Genomic DNA, 18,091 nt, shown 5'->3' on the forward strand with positions numbered 1-18,091 from the left:
CGGGCGTCGTGCCCGCACCGGTCCGTCCCCGTCGGGGGGCCAGGGGGTGGCCCCGCACCAGATGCAGCTTGGGGGTGCCTGTGGTTCGTATCCGGGTTCTCGTGGTGGACGACCACCGCATTTTCGCCGAGTCGCTCGCGGCGGCCCTCGCGGCCGAGCCGGACGTCGACGTGGCGGCGGCGGGCAGTGGCCCCGCCGCGCTGCGATGTCTGGAGCGGGCGGCCGCCGAAGGCCGTAGGTACGACGTGATACTCGTCGACGCCGAACTCGGCACCCGGTCGTCGGGCGGTGGACGCATGGCCTCGGGCCCGGTCCCGGTACCCGCACCGAACAGCGGCGAGAGCACGCCGGTCGACGGGCTATCGCTGGTCGCCGGCGTCCGTTCGGGCCAGCCGTCCGCCCGTACGGTGGTGCTCGCCGAGAAGGACGACCCACGCCGGGCCGCGCTCGCGCTGCAGGCCGGGGCGTCGGGCTGGGTCGCCAAGGACTGCTCGCTGCAACGGCTGCTCACCGTCATCCGGGGCGTGCTCCGCGACGAGACACATCTTCCTCCTGCGCTGCTCACCGGTGTGCTGCGGGAGCTGACGGCGGCCCGCAAGCACCGCACCGAGAGTGAGCGGCTGGTCGAGTCACTGACCCCGCGCGAGCGCGAGGTGCTGCGCTGCATGGTGGCGGGGCTGGGCCGCAAGGCGGTGGCGGAGCGACTCTTCCTCTCCCCGCACACGGTGCGTACGCATATGCAGAACGTGCTGGGGAAGCTGGGTGTGCACTCGACGCTGGCCGCCGTCGCGCTGGCCCGACGGGCGGGCGTCGGACCGGCCGAGCTAGCCGGGGATGTTGTCGAACGGGGCGGTCAACTGGCGTAGCAGTGAGGCCAGTTCGCCGCGCTGGTGGCGGGAGAGTTCGCCCAGGATGGCACGCTCCTGGGCGAGCAGGCCGGCCAGCGACTGGTCGGCCTTGTCGCGCCCCTCGGGGGTGAGCCGGACCAGCACGCCCCGCCGGTCGCTGGGGTCGGGGAGCCGCTCGACGAGGTTCTTCTTGGTCAGTCGGTCGATGCGGTTGGTCATCGTGCCCGAAGTGACCAGCGTCTGGGTCAGCAGCTGGCCGGGGGAGAGCTGATACGGGGCACCGGCGCGGCGCAGTGACGTCAGTACGTCGAACTCCCACGGCTCAAGATTGTGTTCGGAGAACGCGATCCGGCGGGCCCGGTCGAGGTGGCGGGCGAGGCGCGAGACGCGGCTGAGCACCTCGAGCGGTTCCACGTCGAGGTCGGGGCGCTCGCGGCGCCATGCAGCGACCAGACGGTCGACCTCGTCCTCCATGTGGATCAGTGTAAAGGGTCTGTCGACATGAAGTCTCTTGAATTCAAGTGTCTTGACATCAAGATATCCCGATGGTGATCCTGACTGCATGACGACACCCACCTGGGACCCGCAGCAGTACCTGCGCCACGCCGACCACCGCACCCGCCCGTTCCACGACCTCCTGGCCCGCATCCCCGAGCTCCCGGCCGCACCCGCACCCCGCATCGCGGACCTCGGCTGCGGAGCGGGCAACGTGACGGCCCTCCTCGCCGACCGCTGGCCCGAGGCCCGCATCACCGGCTACGACAATTCCCCCCAGATGCTGGAACAGGCCCACGCGCACGCCACCCCCTTCCTGGACTTCGCCGAGGCGGACGCCACGACCTGGACGCCGGCCGAACCGTACGACCTGATCGTCTCCAACGCCCTGCTCCAGTGGGTCCCCGGCCACGCCGACCGCTTCCCGGCCTGGCTGGACGCCATCACCCCCGGCGGTACGTTCGCCTTCCAGGTCCCCGGCAACTTCGACCAGCCCACGCACGTCCTGATGCGTGAACTGGCCGAGTCCCCGCGCTGGCGCTCCCGCCTGACCGGCATCCTGCGCCACGCCGACGCCGTCCTGACACCCACCGCCTACCTGGACGCGCTCACAGCCCCCGGCATCACGGCGGACGTCTGGGAGACCACCTACCTCCACCTCCTCCAGGGCGAGGACGCCGCCCTGGACTGGGTCAAGGGCACCGGCCTGCGCCCGATCCTGACGGCGCTCGCGGACGACCCGCAGGCCAAGGACGCCTTCCTCACCGAATACCGCGACGCGCTGCGCACCGCCTACCCGAAGGGCCCGCACGGCACGGTCTTCCCGTTCCGCCGCATCTTCGCCGTGACCCACAAGGAGAAGTGATGATCGCCGCAATGGACCACGTCCAACTGGCCGCCCCGGCAGGCTCGGAGGACGCGCTTCGCGCCTTCTACGTGGACGCCCTCGGCATGACGGAGATCCCGAAGCCTCCGGTCCTCGCAACCCGCGGCGGCTGCTGGTTCCGGACGGGCCCCGTCCAGCTGCACCTGGGCATCGAAGCGGAGTTCCGCCCGGCGAAGAAGGCCCACCCGGGGCTACGGGTCACGGACATCGAGGCGTTCGCGGCGCGGCTGGAGACGCACGGCGCACAGGTGCAGTGGGACGGCGACCTGCCGGGACACCGCCGGTTCTTCAGCCACGACCCGGTCGGCAACCGGCTGGAGTTCCTGGAGCCGGTGGACGGCTGAGCGCCGGAGCCGGTTCGGGACGCAGGCAACGGCCGGCGGGCCCACCCCTGACGACAGGGCGGGCCCGCTCACGCTCACGCGCCGTGTCTGCGCGCCGGGTACTTCCGGTGGCCGGTCAGTTCTTCCGGTGGCCGATCAGCCGCGGCTTCGACTCCAGATTCTCCAGGCCGTGCCAGGCCAGGTTCACCAGATGCGCCGCCACCTCCGCCTTCTTCGGCTTGCGTACGTTCAGCCACCACTGGCCCGTCAGCGCCACCATGCCGACCAGCGCCTGCGCGTACAGCGGGGCCAGCTTCGGGTCGAATCCGCGGGCCTTGAACTCCAGGCCCAGGATGTCCTCCACCTGGGTGGCGATGTCACTGATCAGCGACGCGAAGGTGCCCGTCGACTGGGCGACGGGGGAGTCGCGGACCAGGATGCGGAAGCCGTCCGTATACGTCTCGATGTAGTCGAGCAGTGCGAACGCGGCCTGCTCCAGGAGCTCGCGCGGGTGGCCCGCCGTCAGGGCGCTGGTCACCATGTCGAGGAGCTGGCGCATCTCGCGGTCCACCACGACGGCGTACAGGCCCTCCTTGCCGCCGAAGTGTTCGTAGACGACCGGCTTGGAGACGCCGGCCCGGGCCGCGATCTCCTCGACCGAGGTGCCTTCGAAGCCCTTGTCGGCGAAGAGGATGCGGCCGATGTCCAGCAGCTGTTCGCGGCGTTCCTTGCCCGTCATCCTCACGCGGCGGGGCCGCCGGGTGGAGGAGGGACGGTTCTTCTCGCTGCTCGTGCTGCCGTCGGTCGCCACGTCGTCAATCATGCCGCGTCGGCGGGTGCGGTCTCGCGCCGGGCGTCGATGCGCCGGGAGTCGATCCGGGACGCGTCAGGCCAGCGCACGTCGTACGCCCAGCCGAGCTTTTCGAACCAGCGGATCAGCCGGGCGCTGGAGTCGACCTGGCCCTTCATGACCCCGTGCCGGGCGCTCGTCGGGTCCGCATGGTGCAGGTTGTGCCAGGACTCGCCGCAGGACAGGACCGCCAGCCACCACACATTGCCGGACCGGTCCCGGGACTTGAAGGGGCGCTTGCCGACCGCGTGACAGATGGAGTTGATCGACCACGTGACGTGGTGCAGGAGAGCCACCCGTACGAGCGAGCCCCAGAAGAACGCCGTCGCCGCACCCCACCACGACATCGTCACCAGACCGCCGATCAGCGGCGGGATCGCCAGCGAGACGATCGTGAACGTGAGGAAGTGGCGGGAGATCCCGCGGAGCGCCGGGTCCTTGACCAGGTCCGGGGCGTACTTGTGCTGAGGCGTCTGCTCCTCGTCGAACATCCAGCCGATGTGCGCCCACCACAGGCCCTTCATCAGGGCCGGGAGCGTCTCGCCGAACCGCCACGGCGAATGCGGGTCGCCCTCGGCGTCGGAGAAGCGGTGGTGCTTGCGGTGGTCGGCCACCCAGCGCACCAGCGGGCCCTCCACGGCGAGCGACCCGGCGACGGCCAGGGCGATACGGAGCGGGCGCTTCGCCTTGAAGGAACCGTGGGTGAAGTAGCGGTGGAAACCGATCGTGATGCCGTGGACGCCGGTGAAGTACATGGCGACCAGCAGACCCAGATCGAGCCAGCTCACACCGCGGCCCCAGGCCAGCGGCACCGCCGCGACCAGCGCCACGAACGGCACCACGATGAAAAGCAGCAGCGCGATCTGCTCGATCGAACGCTTGTTGTCGCCACCGAGCGTGGCGGAGGGGAGATCCGGACCGTCGGCCGCCGGTGTCCGGGCGTCGTCGATCACGTCGGGGGTGGTGTTCATGGGGAGCCCCTGGAGGGTGAGAAGTACGACGGATAGTTCTGGCTACGCATCCGTAACCTACGGCTTCGTAAGTATGACAGCGCCGAGGCCCGCAGCACGAGAGCTGCGGGCCTCCGCCATGAAGGGGAACGGTGGTCGGGCCGAGAGCAGCGCCGACGGCGCGGACACCTATCCTGGAAGCGTCGGACAGCGCGGTCCGCACTCTGCTTTCCCGGGGCCCGCTGCCAGCCGCCGGCCCCGGATCCGGTGCTCAACCACTGCAAGGAGCCGCACACTGTGAGCAGTGCCGACCAGACCCCCGCCGCCAACGCCGAGCTGCGCGCCGACATCCGCCGCCTCGGCGACCTGCTGGGCGAGACCCTCGTACGCCAGGAGGGTCAGGAACTCCTCGACCTCGTCGAGCGTGTCCGCGCCCTGACCCGTACCGACGGCGAGGCCGCCGCCGAGCTCCTCGGCGACACGGACCTGGAGACCGCCGCACAGCTCGTGCGCGCCTTCTCCACCTACTTCCATCTGGCCAACGTGACCGAGCAGGTCCACCGCGCCCACGAGATGCGCGACCGGCGCGCCGCCGAGGGCGGGCTGCTGGCCCGTACCGCCGACCGGCTGAAGGACGCGGACCCCGAGCACCTGCGCGAGACCGTCAAGAACCTCAACGTACGGCCCGTCTTCACCGCACACCCCACCGAGGCCGCGCGGCGCTCCGTACTGAACAAGCTCCGCCGCATCGCCGAGCTGCTCGACACCCCCGTCATCGAGGCCGACCGGCGCCGCCACGACCTGCGGCTCGCCGAGAACATCGACCTCATCTGGCAGACCGACGAACTGCGCGTGGTCCGCCCCGAGCCGGCCGACGAGGCCCGCAACGCCATCTACTACCTCGACGAACTGCACGCCAACGCCGTCGGGGACGTACTCGAGGACCTTGCGGCCGAGCTGGAGCGGGTCGGCGTCGAGCTGCCCGCCGGAACCCGCCCGCTGACCTTCGGCACCTGGATCGGCGGCGACCGCGACGGCAACCCCAACGTGACGCCCGCCGTCACCTGGGACGTGCTGATCCTCCAGCACGAACACGGCATCACCGACGCGCTGGAACTCGTCGACCACCTGCGCGGTCAACTCTCCAACTCCATCCGCTACACCGGCGCCACCGACGAGCTGCTGACCTCCCTGCAGGCCGACCTGGAACGCCTCCCCGAGATCAGCCCACGCTACAAGCGGCTCAACGCCGAGGAGCCGTACCGCCTCAAGGCCACCTGCATCCGGCAGAAGCTCGTCAACACCCGCGACCGCCTCGCCGGCGGCACCCCGCACCGCCCCGGCTGCGACTACCTCGGCACCACCGAACTCCTCGCCGACCTGGAACTCATCCAGACCTCCCTGCGCGAACACCGCTGCGGCCTCTTCGCCGACGGGCGGATGAACCGCACCATCCGCACCCTCTCCGCATTCGGCCTGCAGCTCGCCACCATGGACGTACGCGAACACGCAGACGCCCACCACCACGCCCTCGGCCAGCTCTTCGACCGGCTCGGCGAGGAATCCTGGCGCTACGCCGACATGCCGCGCGACTACCGGCAGAAGCTCCTCGCCAAGGAGCTCCGCTCACGCCGCCCGCTCGCCCCTTCCCCGGCCCCGCTGGACGCCGCGGGTGAGAAGACCCTCGGCGTCTTCCACACCATCAAGGAAGCCTTCGAACGATTCGGCCCCGAGGTCATCGAGTCGTACATCATCTCGATGTGCCAGGGCGCCGACGACGTCTTCGCCGCCGCCGTACTCGCCCGCGAGGCCGGACTGCTCGACCTGCACGGCGGCTGGGCCAAGATCGGCATCGTGCCGCTCCTGGAGACCACCGACGAGCTGCGCGCCGCCGACGTGATCCTCGACGAAATGCTCGCCGACCCGTCCTACCGGCGGCTCGTCTCCCTCCGCGGCGACGTCCAGGAGGTCATGCTCGGATACTCCGACTCCTCCAAGTTCGGCGGCATCACCACCTCCCAGTGGGAGATCCACCGCGCGCAGCGCCGGCTCCGCGACGTCGCCCACCGCTACGGCGTACGGCTGCGGCTCTTCCACGGCCGCGGCGGCACCGTCGGCCGCGGCGGCGGCCCCTCGCACGACGCGATCCTCGCGCAGCCGTGGGGCACGCTGGAGGGCGAGATCAAGGTGACCGAACAGGGCGAGGTCATCTCCGACAAGTACCTCATCCCCGCGCTCGCCCGGGAGAACCTGGAGCTGACCGTCGCGGCCACCCTCCAGGCGTCCGCGCTGCACACCGCGCCCCGCCAGTCCGACGAGGCCCTCGCACGCTGGGACGCGGCGATGGACACCGTCTCCGACGCCGCGCACGACGCGTACCGCAAGCTGGTCGAGGACCCCGACCTGCCCGCGTACTTCTTCGCATCCACCCCCGTCGACCAGCTCGCCGAACTCCACCTCGGCTCGCGCCCCTCGCGCCGCCCGGACTCCGGCGCCGGACTCGACGGCCTGCGGGCCATCCCGTGGGTCTTCGGCTGGACCCAGTCCCGGCAGATCGTGCCCGGCTGGTACGGCGTCGGCTCCGGGCTCAAGGCACTGCGCGAAGCCGGCCTGGACACCGTTCTGGAAGAGATGCACGAACAGTGGCACTTCTTCCGTAACTTCATCTCGAACGTGGAGATGACACTCGCCAAGACCGACCTCCGGATCGCCCGCCACTACGTCGACACGCTCGTCCCCGACGAGCTGAAGCACGTCTTCGCCGACATCGAGGCCGAGCACGCGCTCACGGTCGAGGAAGTCCTCAAGGTCACCGGCGGGACCGAACTGCTCGGCACCAGCCCGGTGCTCCAGCAGACCTTCTCCATCCGCGACGCCTACCTGGACCCGATCTCCTACCTCCAGGTCTCGCTCCTGGCCCGCCAGCGCGAGGCCGCGGAGCGCGGCGAGGAAGCCGACCCGCTGCTCGCCCGGGCCCTGCTGCTCACCGTGAACGGTGTCGCCGCAGGCCTGCGCAACACCGGCTGACCCGCCGGGCAGTGCGCGGGCGCGGTTCTGTCACAGGGCGATGAACGTCGCCACCAGCAGAGCCGCGCCCGCGACCCCGGTGGACCAGGCGACCCGGGTCAGCCGCAGACCACCGCCGATGACCAGGGCGGCCAGCAGCAGCGCACCGCCCAGCGGCGTCCAGGCATGCAGAAAACCCGGAAGCCCCGTGCGTACGACAATGTCCGTGCCGGGCTTCACGACGACCGGGAACCTGCCGCCCTTCCGCACCGCGACGGACTTCTCCGTCGTCACGCGCGGGCGGGCGGTGGCGCCGTCGGCCGGAGCGAACGGACCCGTACAGACGTCGGCGCCGCAGCCGGTGACGGTCATCGTGCCGTGCTCACGGCCCTTGGCGAGGACGATGTGCTGCGCCGAGTCCCAGGACGACACGACGCCCGCGACGAGCAGCAGCAGCGCGATACAGCCCATGGCTGCGCTACGGCCGTACAGGAGGGCGGGGTGGGAGGGGCTCCGCTTCATGGGGAGCGATCCTTGGCCAAGCGAACGCTTTCGGTCAACTCAGAGTCAGCCCATGGCCAGAAAAGACCCCGAATTGCGCGGCTAACTCACGAGTTGTACGCGCTCTGCGCGCGCTCCAGACCCTCCGCGAGCAGGCACTCCACCGAGTCCGCCGCCCGGTCCACCAGATAACCGAGCTCCTTGCGCTCGGTGGACGAGAAGTCCTTCAGCACAAAGTCCGCAACCTGCATCCGGCCCGGCGGCCGGCCGATCCCGAACCGGATCCGGTGATAGTCGGAGCCCATCGACTTCGTCATCGACTTCAGCCCGTTGTGCCCGTTGTCGCCGCCGCCCAGCTTCAGCCGCAGCATCCCGTAGTCGATGTCCAGCTCGTCGTGGATCGCCACGATGTGGTCGGTCGGCACCTTGTAGAAGTCGCGCAGCGCCGTGACAGGGCCACCGGAAAGATTCATGTACGACATCGGCTTGGCCAGGATCACGCGGCGGCTCGCCGGTCCGGGCGGGCCGATGCGGCCCTCGACGACCTGCGCCTGGGCCTTCTGCGCCCGCTTGAACTTCCCGCCGATCCGCTCCGCGAGAAGGTCGGCGACCATGAAGCCGACATTGTGCCGGTTCGCCGCGTACTCGGGACCGGGATTGCCGAGGCCCACGATGAGCCAGGGGTCGGTGGCTTCGGACATCTGCGCTCGGTCTCCTTCGCGTACGGATGGTTCCGGATGGCCCGGATACAGGCGGACGGGGCGGCGGGTCCCCGAAGAAGGAACCGCCGCCCCGTCAGTGAAGCAGGTGAAGCGTGGAGGGCGAGGCTCAGGCCTCGGTGCCCTCGGCCTCGGCCGACTCGGCAGTCGGCTCCTCGGCCTGCGCGGAGACGACCTGCAGGACGACAGCGTCCTCGTCGCCGGCCAGCACGGAGCCGGTGGGCAGCGGGATGTCCTTGGCGAGGATGGAGTCACCGGCGTCGAGGCCCGCGACGGAGACCGTGACGGACTCGGGGATGTGGGTGGCCTCGGCCTCGACGAGCAGGGTGTTCTGCACGTACTCGAGGAGGTTGCCGCCCGGGGCCAGCTCGCCCTCGACGTGCACGGCGATCTCGACGTTGACCTTCTCGCCGCGCTTGACGGTCAGCAGGTCGACGTGCTCGATGTCGCCCTTGAGCGGGTTGCGCTGCACGGCCTTCGGGATGACCAGCGTGTCCTTGCCGTCGATCTCCAGGCCGATCAGGACGTTGGCGGTGCGAAGCGCAAGGAGCAGGTCGTGGGCCGGCAGCGTGACGTGGACCGGCTCGGCGCCGTGGCCGTAGACGACCGCGGGGACCTGGTTGTCACGACGGGCGCGACGGGCAGCACCCTTGCCGAACTCGGTACGGGTCTGGGTGGCGAGCTTGATCTCGGCCATGACTGCACTCCTCGTGGGGTGACGAAAACTGGATGGTCACCCGGCCCACGACAGGCCTGCTACGAAGAGCGCGTCGATAACGGACCGCCGTACCCATGAGTACGGCCTCCCTCGCCGAGCAACTCGCTGAGTCTACCCGGCGGGGAGGCCGCACCCAAAGTGGATCTTTTGCGCAGTGCTGCTTACTGCTCCTCGAAGAGGCTCGTCACCGAACCGTCCTCGAAGACCTCACGCACCGCACGCGCGATCGTCGGCGCGATCGAGAGCACCGTGATCTTGTCGAGCTCCAGCTCGCCCGGGGTCGGCAGGGTGTCCGTGAAGACGAACTCGCTGACCTTGGAGTTCTTCAGCCGGTCCGCAGCCGGGCCGGAGAGCACACCGTGCGTCGCCGTCACTATGACGTCCTCGGCGCCGTGCGCGAACAGGGCGTCGGCGGCGGCGCAGATGGTGCCACCGGTGTCGATCATGTCGTCGACCAGGACACAGACCCGGCCCTTGACGTTGCCGACGACCTCGTGGACCGTCACCTGATTGGCGACGTCCTTGTCGCGACGCTTGTGGACAATCGCCAGCGGGGCGTCCAGCCGGTCGCACCAGCGGTCGGCGACCCGCACACGGCCGGCGTCCGGGGAGACGATCGTCAGCTTCGACCGGTCGACCTTGGCGCCGACGTAGTCGGCGAGGATCGGCAGCGCGAAGAGGTGGTCGACCGGGCCGTCGAAGAAGCCCTGGATCTGGTCGGTGTGCAGGTCGACGGTGAGGATGCGGTCGGCACCCGCCGTCTTCATCAGGTCGGCGACCAGACGGGCCGAGATCGGCTCGCGGCCACGGTGCTTCTTGTCCTGACGGGCGTAACCGTAGAACGGCACGATCACCGTGATCGAACGGGTCGACGCGCGCTTCAGCGCGTCCAGCATGATCAGCTGCTCCATGATCCACTTGTTGATCGGAGCCGTGTGGCTCTGGATCAGGAAGCAGTCGGCGCCGCGGGCGGACTCCTGGAAGCGGACATAGATCTCACCGTTGGCGAAATCGAAGGCCTTCGTCGGCACGAGGCCGACACCCAGTTGGTGCGCAACCTCCTCGGCCAGCTCGGGGTGGGCGCGGCCGGAGAAGAGCATCAGTTTCTTCTCGCCGGTCGTCTTGATCCCGGTCACAGCACAGTCTCCTCAGACGTGTTCCTGGCGCTGCACGCATGTGTCCCGATGTGCAACGAGCCAGCCGAAATGGGGTGAGCATCTATCACGGTACGCCGTGCGCGGCGCACCCGTTTCCGGTCAGCTTTCGCTGTCGGCCTCCTGCGCAGCGGCCTGAGCCGCCTGTGCGGCAGCGCTGCCCGGACGCTTACGGGCCACCCAACCCGCGATATTCCTTTGCTGACCGCGGGCGACGGCCAGCGAACCGGGCGGCACATCCTTGGTGATCACGGAGCCGGCGGCGGTGTACACACCGTCCCCGATCGTGACGGGTGCCACAAACATATTGTCCGAACCGGTCCGGCAATGTGAGCCGATCGTCGTGTGGTGCTTCGCCACACCGTCGTAGTTCACGAAGACGCTCGCGGCACCGATGTTGGTGTGATCGCCGATCGTCGCGTCGCCGACATAGCTCAGGTGCGGCACCTTGGTGCCCTCGCCGATCGTGGCGTTCTTCATCTCCACGTACGTACCGGCCTTGGCCTTCGCGCCGAGCCTGGTGCCGGGGCGCAGATACGCGTACGGGCCGACCGTCGAACCCGGGCCGATCTCCGCCCGGTCCGCGACCGAGTTGTCGACGCGCGCACCCGCGTGGACGGTGGTGTCCGTCAGCCGGGTGTTCGGGCCGACCTCGGCGTCCTCGGCGAGGTGCGTGGTACCGAGCAGCTGAGTACCGGGGTGCACGATCGCGTCCGGCTCGTACGTCACCGTGGCGTCGATCACCGTCGTCGCCGGGTCCACGACGGTCACGCCGGCCAGCATCGCCCGCTCCAGCAGCCGCTGGTTCAGCAGGGCGCGGGCCTGGGCGAGCTGCACCCGGTTGTTGATCCCGAGGATCTCGCGGTGGTCGGCCGCGACCGAGGCGCCGACGCGGTGCCCGGCCTCGCGCAGGATGGACAGCACATCGGTGAGGTACTCCTCGCCCTGGCTGTTGTCGGTACGGACCTTGCCGAGGGCGTCCGCGAGCAGCCGCCCGTCGAACGCGAAGACGCCGGAGTTGATCTCACGGATCGCGCGCTGGGCGTCGGTGGCGTCCTTGTGCTCGACGATCTCGGTGACCGCACCGCTGGCGGCATCCCGGACGATCCGGCCGTAGCCCGTGGCGTCCGGAACCTCGGCGGTCAGCACGGTGACGGCGTTGCCGTCGGCCGTGTGGGTGGCGGCGAGCGCGGTGAGTGTCTCGCCGGAGAGCAGCGGGGTGTCGCCGCAGACGACGATCACGGTGCCCTCGACGGTGCCGCCCAGCTCTTCGAGACCGAAGCGCACGGCGTGGCCGGTGCCGCCCTGGACGGCCTGGTAGGCGGTCCGTACCTGGCTGTCGACGGTGGCGAGATGCGCGGTGACCTGCTCGCTCGCATGACCCACGACCACGACGAGGTGCTCGGGGGTCAGCTCGCGGGCGGCGGTGACGACATGTCCGACGAGCGAACGCCCGGAGATCTCGTGCAGAACCTTGGGAGTCTTCGACTTCATGCGGGTGCCCTCACCCGCTGCGAGGACGACGACGGCTGCCGGGCTGTTGACGCTCACAGATGTGCCCTTCGGCTTCGGGTGGTGGACATTCGAAGGATACCGGGGGCGTACGGGGCGGACATGAGTGCGGGCCCCGACCGGTGAGGTCGGGGCCCGCACTGTTGCTCCGCCGCTAGGACTCGAACCTAGACCGAACACCTCCAAAGGGTGCCGTGCTGCCAATTACACTACGGCGGAATATGCGTCAAGTCAGGGCAGAACGAGGCGCCTGCCCGAAAACGCTGCCGCCTACTATGCCGCACCACCAGCCCTCGATGCGACGGTAAAGGTCGGCGCTCTGCTGTACATGGATGACGAGGCAGCCTCGATAGTCGATCCCGACGTTCTTGCGGACAGTCTTCGGGTTGTGCTTTTTGAGGGTTGTCTTGCCGAAGGAGGAGACGTCCGTTCCAGTGAGGTCTGCCCAGTAGCGCTCCGCTGCGGCCACGTCGGCTGATGCGTGGATCATCAGGTGGAACCGGAGTCGCTCGGGGGCGACGTCCAGGAGAGCGAGCCAAGCCAGAAAGACCTGGATCATGTCGGGATCGCTGTTCACGAACGCCACTCTCTCGCGGCGTGCGTGCGGCTTGTCCTTGGTCCCCTCGGCCCAGTACAGCCCCACGCCCAGCAGAAACAGTTCGTGCTCGGAGAGGGTGCCGATCTCGCGCTGCGCAGCCTGCTTGACTTCCTGACGTGCCACTTCACGTCGTTGCAGCGTGACTTCCCAGCCTCGCTTGGCGATTGCCGATGCGTCTGCCTTCGTTCGTGGCGCAGGTTTCGGCAGATCCCGCACCCACAGCGAGATCGAACTCTTGGAGCAGCCCAGCTCCACCTGTATCCGGTCGTATGTCATTCCCTGCAGTCGCAGTTCACGCGCCTTCTCCCGCAGGTCGTCCTTGGCGTTCGGGCGTTTCGTCCACTCCGGGGCGGGCTCGCCCTCCAGGAGGCGGTTGAGGATGTCGTTGTTGTCCACGAACAGCCGGTCGCGGATCTGGCGGCGGCTCAGACCCTCGCGTCGCAGGGCGACCGCCTGCTTGCGGAGGCCCTCGAAGTCGGCGTATTTGCTGGTGATTTCCGTCACGGGTCAAGCGTTGTCCGGAATGCGGACGTCCGGCTCGAAAGGGTGGCCGATTCGCCATTTCGGGCGATCGTCGATCATTTCGCCCCTGTTCGAACGAGGGACGTGCTGTCCAGGTCGCCCGAAAATGAGATGCGTCCGCCCGTAGGCTGGATGCCATGACCGCAACGGGGGAACACCGGGAAGGCGCGGGATCGACCACTCGCGGCTATTGGTGGTGGGAACGACGGCGCAGTGTCGCCCTGGACGTGGGGCTGGCGCTGCTGTCAGCGCTGGAATGCGCGTTGGAAGGGGTGAATTTCGCGGGGGACGCCGGGCTGCCGGTGCCGCTCGGGGTCGTCTTCGGGCTGCTTGCGGGGTCCGTGCTGGTGGTGCGGCGGCGCTGGCCGATCGCCGTGGTGCTGGTCTCGATCGCGACGACGCCCGCCGAGATGGGCTTCCTGATGGGCCTGGTCGGCCTCTACACGCTGGCCGCGTCCGACATACCGCGCAGGATCACCGCGGTGCTGATGGGGATGTCCTTGGTCGGGACGTTCATCGTCACCTACGTACGGCTGCGGCAGAGCGTTTCGGTGCACGCCGGGAACTTCGGTCCCGGCGACTGGTACGTGCCGGTGCTGTCCCTCTTCATGTCGCTGGGGCTGACGGCCCCGCCCGTGCTGTTCGGCCTCTACATAGGGGCGCGGCGCCGGCTGATGGAGAGTTTGCGGGAGCGGGCGGACTCGCTGGAGCGGGAGCTGTCGCTGCTTGCCGACCGAGCGGAGGAGCGGGCCGAGTGGGCGCGTACGGAGGAGCGGACCCGGATCGCGCGGGAGATGCATGACGTGGTCGCGCACCGGGTCAGCCTGATGGTGGTGCATGCCGCGGCCCTGCAGGCCGTTGCCCCGAAGGACCCGGCGAAGGCGGTGCGGAACGCTGCGCTGGTCGGTGACATGGGGCGGCAGGCCCTGACCGAGCTGCGGGAGATGCTGGGCGTGCTGCGCACGGGTGATCCGATGACGGCCCGGGCCGCGAAGGTGCCGCTGGCCGCGGTGGGGCAGGCGGCGGCCGCGGCTGCTGCGGCGGCCGCGGAGGACGGTCCTCGGCTGCATGAGGTGGAGGCGTTGGTCGGGCAGTCCCGGGCGGCCGGGATGACGGTGGAGTTGTCGGTGGACGGTCAGGCGCGTCCGTATGCCCCCGAGGTGGAACAGACGGCGTACCGGGTGGTGCAGGAAGCCCTGACGAATGTCCACAAGCATGCGGCGGGTGCGACGACGTGGGTGCGGCTGGCGCACCGTGGTTCGGAAGTCGCGATGCAGGTGGAGAACGGTCCGACGGACGGCGCGACGGCGGACGCGGGGTTGCCGAGCGGTGGCAACGGTCTGGTGGGGATGCGGGAACGGGTGCTCGGTCTGGGGGGCGTGTTCGTGTCGGGCCCGACGGATGCGGGGGGCTTCCGGGTTTCGGCGGTGCTGCCGGACCAGCGCGCCGTGTGACCGGGCCGGCTCGGCTCTTCGGCCTCGCTGTTCTCGATCGCAGGACGGGCCAGCTGGTTGTGGAAGCCCCCTCAGCCCGAAGTCAGTCGTTGCGGCTGGATCCCTCCGACCAGCATTGCCAGCGCCTGGTCGATGCTCGCGCCCAGGTACCAGTCCCCGGTGTGGTCGATGCTGTACACCCGTCCTTCGGTGTCGATCGCGAGGACGGCCTGTCCGTCGTCCTCCTCGCCGAGTGGGCTGACCTCGGTCTCCAGTGCCCGCCCCAGGTCGCCGAGTGTGCGGGCCAGGTGGAGTCCGCTCAGTGGGTCGATGCGCACCGAGGCCGGTGCGATCTGCCGGCCCGGTGCGGATGCGGTGATGTGCAGTCCGCCGAATTCCGCCCACGCCTCCACGGCCGCCGGGAAGACTGCGTGCTGATGCCCGGCGGGTGAGGTGTGGGCGCGCAGTGCGTCGGCCCATTCCTCTGCCTGCCGGATGTCCCATCGGCCCGGCTGCCAGCCCGCGGAGCGCAGGGCGGCATCGATGGCGACGGGGAATCGGGTGGCGGCGGCGCGGTCCGCGTGGGCCGTACGGTCGGCCTGTCCGGGAAGGCCGGGAACGGGGTGGTCGTCGGTTCGGTCGTGCATCGGCGCGCGATCAGCCCTTCTCGGCGGTGGTTGCCGCGCTGGTGGTGGTGAGGTCGATGGGACGTACGCCGAAATGGGCGAGCATCGCCGTACAGGAGCGGCAGGGCGGTGCGTAACTGCCGTGCATCGGGTCGCCGTCCTCACGGATCCGCCGTGCGGTGAGCCGTGAGTGCTTCAGCGCGCGCCGGGCCTCGCTGCTGGTCAGCGGCTTGCGCTGGGCTCGTTTGGATCGGTCGGCCTCGGCGGCGGTGAGTTGACGGGAGAGCAGTATCGCTTCGGGGCAGCGGCCGGTGAAGCGCTCCCGCTGGCCGCTGGTGAGGGTGTCGAGGAAGTCCTGTACCAGCGGGTGCAGTACGGGTGGATGGTCGCCTTTGCCGGCCGTGCAGGTCAGTGTCTCGCCGCGGACGGACAGGGCTGCGGCCACGGCCGGCAGGATGCCGTCGCGGCGGTGGAGCAGGCGAGGTGTGCGGCTGGTCTCGGTGCTGCTCCAGCTGAGGCGCGGATCCCCGGATGTGACTGTTTGTGTTGTGTGCATGGTGCGGATGTCCCTCCCGTGCAATCCCCCGAGTTGCGGTGACAGCCTGCCAAATGTGCCAGGTGGTGGGGAAGCTGGGTCGGTGAAACGTGTCTGCGTGTCGCCGAAGGTGGCCTGACCGACGCTCGTCCGTCACTCAGTTGTGACGGTTGGTGATCGAAGCGGAGGGTGGAGCGGGGGTGAAGTGGAGTGGCGAGACCGCCTGTTGCGCCACCGCATAGGCTGTGCCTGGACCGCCACCATGGGCAGGTCGGTCCTCACCAGACAGACGCAGCAGGGGGCAACCGCCATGACGACAGGTCGGCTCGGGCAGCAAGCCGCGCCACCGAACGCGGCCTACGCCGGGCAGGTCGTGCACTTCCCGGATCCGGTCCGGGCGTCCCGCCACCCCAGAGGTGTGCGTGTGGACGAGAACGGCTGCCCGGTATTCACGCCGTACGCACGGGCCGCCGCCGAGATCGCGGAGCCTCCGCAGGGCTTCGGCGTCGATGAGTTGCGGCTCACCGACTATGTCTCGGCGAACGCGGCGTTGGCGGCGACCGGCCATGAGCTGTGGGACACGATTCCGGCGGTTGCCACTCCGCACGGCTGGACCTGGCACCACGTGCCGGGCGGCCGTCGGATGGAGCTCGTCCCGGTCGAGGTCAAGGCGCTGCTGCGGCACCACGGTGGTCTCGCCACCACTCCGGTCGACCAGAACAAGCGGGGCACGCGTCCGCTGCAGGAGACCCGGCCCGCGCATTTCCGGCTCCCGAAGGGGGCGGCGGCGGTCAGCGAGCAGCAGATCCTGGGTGTCGAGGAGGACCTCGGTTACCGGCTGCCGGGCGCGTACCGCTCGTTCCTGAAGGCGGCGGGCGGTTCGGCCCCGGTGGGTGCGGCGCTCGACGCGGAGCTGGGTCTCCTGGTCGACCAGCCGTTCTTCACGGTGCGCGAGGAGGCCGCCGTGAACGACCTGGTGTACGTCAACAAGTGCCTGCGGGACCATCTCACCAAGGACTACCTGGGCGTTGGCTTCGTCCAGGGCGGCATCCTCGCGGTGAAGGTCCGGGGCGACGGTGTCGGCTCGGTGTGGTTCTGCGCGTACGACGATGCCAGGGACCGGGACGGCTGGGGTGTGCAGGAGCGCGTGGACCGGTTGCTGCTGCCCTGCGGTGCGGACTTCGACGCCTTCCTGCAGCGGCTGGCGGGCAATCCGCCGGAGCTGGAGACCGTGGCAAACCTGATGGTGGACGGCGGCTTCGCGTACGTCGTCCCGGTGGAGGGGTGAGCGCGATGGTGACCTTCGCGCAGGCGCAGGAGCGCGCGGAAGAGTGGGTCAACGGTGATGTGCCCGCGTACCAGCATCGCGAGGTGCGGGTCCGCGAGTTCGAGCTGGGCTTCGTGGTGTGGGCCGAGGACCGTGCGGAGGGGCCGGTCTCGGACGGCGGCCGTCAGCGGCTGGTGATCGCCCGGGACAGCGGTGACGCCACGCTGTGGCCCGCGCTGCCGGTGGGTGAGGTGATCCGGCGGTACGAGGAGGAGTACGGCGCACCCGACGCGACCCCGGCCGCTCCGGAGCCGCCGCAGCGTATCGATCTGAACCAGACGTCGTTCCTGCTGAGCCCCCCGGAGTGGCTCCAGGAGGCGGCGGACAAGCTCGGGATTCCGGATCAGCGGGCGAAGCGGTCCGAGGACACGCGCCCTGCTTCTCCCACCGCTCCTTCACCTTCTTCTGCTGCTCCCGAGGCCGTGGGCGGGCCCGGGCTGCCGTCCGGCGGGACGCCGTGGTCCGGCGCCGGTGCGCAGGCCGCGTACGAGCCCACCGCTCAGGACGGCGTTCCGGCCGCCGCGCCGAATGTGCCGGTGGGGGCCGCTCCGTGGGCGGGGACCGACACCAACGCGGACTCCGACGACGGGGCGGTGGCACTGCCGGCCACCGTGTTCGCGCCGCCGCTCTCGGGTGCCGATGACGACGGCACCCCGCCGCCGGTGGTGTCGGCGGAGGCGCCGACCGCGCTGATGTCCGGCGGCAGCCGGCTGCCGCGAACGGCGGTCGTTCCGGGGCTGCCCCCGCAGGGGCCGGGCGCGCCCGGCCCCGGAGCTCCGGTTCCGGGTGCTCCTGGTGTTCCGGGGAGCGGTGACATCGCGGACGCGGCCACCAGTAAGGCCGTGATGCCTCCGCGCGGTGCGCGCGGGGGCGGTTCGACGACTCCGCCGCCGCCCGGCGCCCCCGGTACGCCGGGTGTCAGGCCGGGTGTGCCGGTGCCGCCGCCCTCGGGCCCGGGTACGCCCGGCGTTCCGGCGGGCGGCTATCTGCCGACGCAGCTCGTCTCGCAGGTCGGCCCGCCCGGTGCGCCCCAGCCGCCCGGACCGCCCGCGCCTCCCGGTCCTCCTGGTTCGACGCCGCCGCGCGGT

17 protein-coding genes, 1 tRNA gene and 1 pseudogene are annotated in these 18,091 nt (G+C 70.0%); 7 read left to right on the plus strand and 12 right to left on the minus strand.

Going from position 1 to position 18,091, the window contains the following annotated elements; genetic code table 11:
• Positions 1–80: 80 nt before the first annotated feature.
• Positions 81–866 carry a response regulator transcription factor gene (locus ACWCP8_RS23440; RefSeq protein WP_352265644.1) on the plus strand — a complete coding sequence of 262 codons (786 nt, stop codon included), beginning with the start codon at positions 81–83 and terminating at the stop codon, positions 864–866.
• Here the strand turns inward: ACWCP8_RS23440 and ACWCP8_RS23445 are convergent.
• Positions 825–1,322 carry a MarR family winged helix-turn-helix transcriptional regulator gene (locus ACWCP8_RS23445; RefSeq protein WP_030976849.1) on the minus strand — a complete coding sequence of 166 codons (498 nt, stop codon included), beginning with the start codon at positions 1,320–1,322 and terminating at the stop codon, positions 825–827. The two genes, ACWCP8_RS23440 and ACWCP8_RS23445, sit on opposite strands and share 42 nt — an antisense overlap.
• 88 nt (positions 1,323–1,410) lie before the next feature.
• Here ACWCP8_RS23445 and ACWCP8_RS23450 point away from each other — a divergent pair, with 88 nt between their 5' ends.
• Positions 1,411–2,208 (plus strand): trans-aconitate 2-methyltransferase, encoded by a 798-nt coding sequence (locus tag ACWCP8_RS23450; RefSeq protein WP_451117916.1) that lies wholly within the window; start codon positions 1,411–1,413, stop codon positions 2,206–2,208.
• Complete coding sequence (locus ACWCP8_RS23455; protein WP_352265481.1) at positions 2,208–2,573, plus strand: VOC family protein; 366 nt, start codon at positions 2,208–2,210, stop codon at positions 2,571–2,573. Before ACWCP8_RS23450 ends, ACWCP8_RS23455 begins: the two co-directional genes overlap by 1 nt.
• A 115-nt stretch (positions 2,574–2,688) precedes the next feature.
• Here ACWCP8_RS23455 and ACWCP8_RS23460 read toward each other — a convergent pair whose 3' ends face one another.
• A complete protein-coding gene (locus tag ACWCP8_RS23460; RefSeq protein ID WP_352265483.1) occupies positions 2,689–3,375 on the minus strand; it encodes a TetR/AcrR family transcriptional regulator in 687 nt (228 codons plus the stop codon).
• Positions 3,372–4,373, minus strand: coding sequence for an acyl-CoA desaturase (locus ACWCP8_RS23465; RefSeq protein ID WP_352265484.1), 1,002 nt, complete (start codon positions 4,371–4,373; stop codon positions 3,372–3,374). The genes ACWCP8_RS23460 and ACWCP8_RS23465 overlap by 4 nt, the downstream gene beginning before the upstream one ends.
• A 276-nt stretch (positions 4,374–4,649) precedes the next feature.
• Between ACWCP8_RS23465 and ppc the strand changes: the two genes are divergently transcribed.
• Positions 4,650–7,379, plus strand: coding sequence for a phosphoenolpyruvate carboxylase (ppc, locus tag ACWCP8_RS23470; RefSeq protein ID WP_352265485.1), 2,730 nt, complete (start codon positions 4,650–4,652; stop codon positions 7,377–7,379).
• Positions 7,380–7,409: 30 nt separating this feature from the next.
• Here ppc and ACWCP8_RS23475 read toward each other — a convergent pair whose 3' ends face one another.
• From ACWCP8_RS23475 to ACWCP8_RS23505, 7 genes are all read right to left on the minus strand, one after another.
• Positions 7,410–7,880, minus strand: coding sequence for a hypothetical protein (locus tag ACWCP8_RS23475; RefSeq protein ID WP_451117919.1), 471 nt, complete (start codon positions 7,878–7,880; stop codon positions 7,410–7,412).
• Positions 7,881–7,966: 86 nt separating this feature from the next.
• Entirely contained in the window at positions 7,967–8,560 is a 594-nt protein-coding gene (gene pth / locus ACWCP8_RS23480; RefSeq protein WP_352265488.1) for an aminoacyl-tRNA hydrolase, read from the minus strand.
• A 127-nt stretch (positions 8,561–8,687) separates the two neighbouring features.
• A complete protein-coding gene (locus ACWCP8_RS23485) occupies positions 8,688–9,275 on the minus strand; it encodes a 50S ribosomal protein L25/general stress protein Ctc (protein WP_352265490.1) in 588 nt (195 codons plus the stop codon).
• 182 nt (positions 9,276–9,457) lie between these two features.
• Positions 9,458–10,432: a ribose-phosphate diphosphokinase gene (locus ACWCP8_RS23490; RefSeq protein ID WP_352265492.1), complete on the minus strand. Its 975-nt coding sequence runs from the start codon at positions 10,430–10,432 to the stop codon at positions 9,458–9,460.
• Between the two features lie 120 nt (positions 10,433–10,552).
• Positions 10,553–12,001 carry a bifunctional UDP-N-acetylglucosamine diphosphorylase/glucosamine-1-phosphate N-acetyltransferase GlmU gene (gene glmU, locus ACWCP8_RS23495; protein WP_352265494.1) on the minus strand — a complete coding sequence of 483 codons (1,449 nt, stop codon included), beginning with the start codon at positions 11,999–12,001 and terminating at the stop codon, positions 10,553–10,555.
• A 107-nt stretch (positions 12,002–12,108) separates the two neighbouring features.
• Positions 12,109–12,181: transfer RNA gene (locus ACWCP8_RS23500), tRNA-Gln, on the minus strand.
• A 7-nt stretch (positions 12,182–12,188) separates the two neighbouring features.
• The gene (locus ACWCP8_RS23505; protein ID WP_451117922.1) at positions 12,189–13,064 is read right to left on the minus strand and encodes a hypothetical protein; all 876 of its coding nucleotides are present in this window, start codon (positions 13,062–13,064) and stop codon (positions 12,189–12,191) included.
• A gap of 155 nt (positions 13,065–13,219) precedes the next feature.
• On the opposite strand from ACWCP8_RS23505, the gene ACWCP8_RS23510 reads away from it, so the two are divergent.
• Positions 13,220–14,536, plus strand: coding sequence for a sensor histidine kinase (locus ACWCP8_RS23510; protein ID WP_352265498.1), 1,317 nt, complete (start codon positions 13,220–13,222; stop codon positions 14,534–14,536).
• A gap of 71 nt (positions 14,537–14,607) precedes the next feature.
• Here the strand turns inward: ACWCP8_RS23510 and ACWCP8_RS23515 are convergent, their stop codons facing one another.
• Together ACWCP8_RS23515 and ACWCP8_RS23520 are read right to left on the minus strand one after the other, a co-directional pair.
• Positions 14,608–15,162: an SUKH-3 domain-containing protein gene (locus ACWCP8_RS23515; RefSeq protein ID WP_451117924.1), complete on the minus strand. Its 555-nt coding sequence runs from the start codon at positions 15,160–15,162 to the stop codon at positions 14,608–14,610.
• 10 nt (positions 15,163–15,172) lie between these two features.
• A complete protein-coding gene (locus tag ACWCP8_RS23520) occupies positions 15,173–15,697 on the minus strand; it encodes a YwqJ-related putative deaminase (RefSeq protein ID WP_352265502.1) in 525 nt (174 codons plus the stop codon).
• Positions 15,698–15,986: 289 nt separating this feature from the next.
• On the opposite strand from ACWCP8_RS23520, the gene ACWCP8_RS23525 reads away from it, so the two are divergent.
• Together ACWCP8_RS23525 and ACWCP8_RS23530 are read left to right on the plus strand one after the other, a co-directional pair.
• Complete coding sequence (locus ACWCP8_RS23525) at positions 15,987–16,964, plus strand: SMI1/KNR4 family protein (RefSeq protein WP_352265503.1); 978 nt, start codon at positions 15,987–15,989, stop codon at positions 16,962–16,964.
• 5 nt (positions 16,965–16,969) lie between these two features.
• A pseudogene (locus ACWCP8_RS23530) lies at positions 16,970–18,091 on the plus strand (SUKH-4 family immunity protein); the annotation flags it as partial.

It is taken from the genome of Streptomyces sp. NPDC002206, from assembly GCF_053593595.1.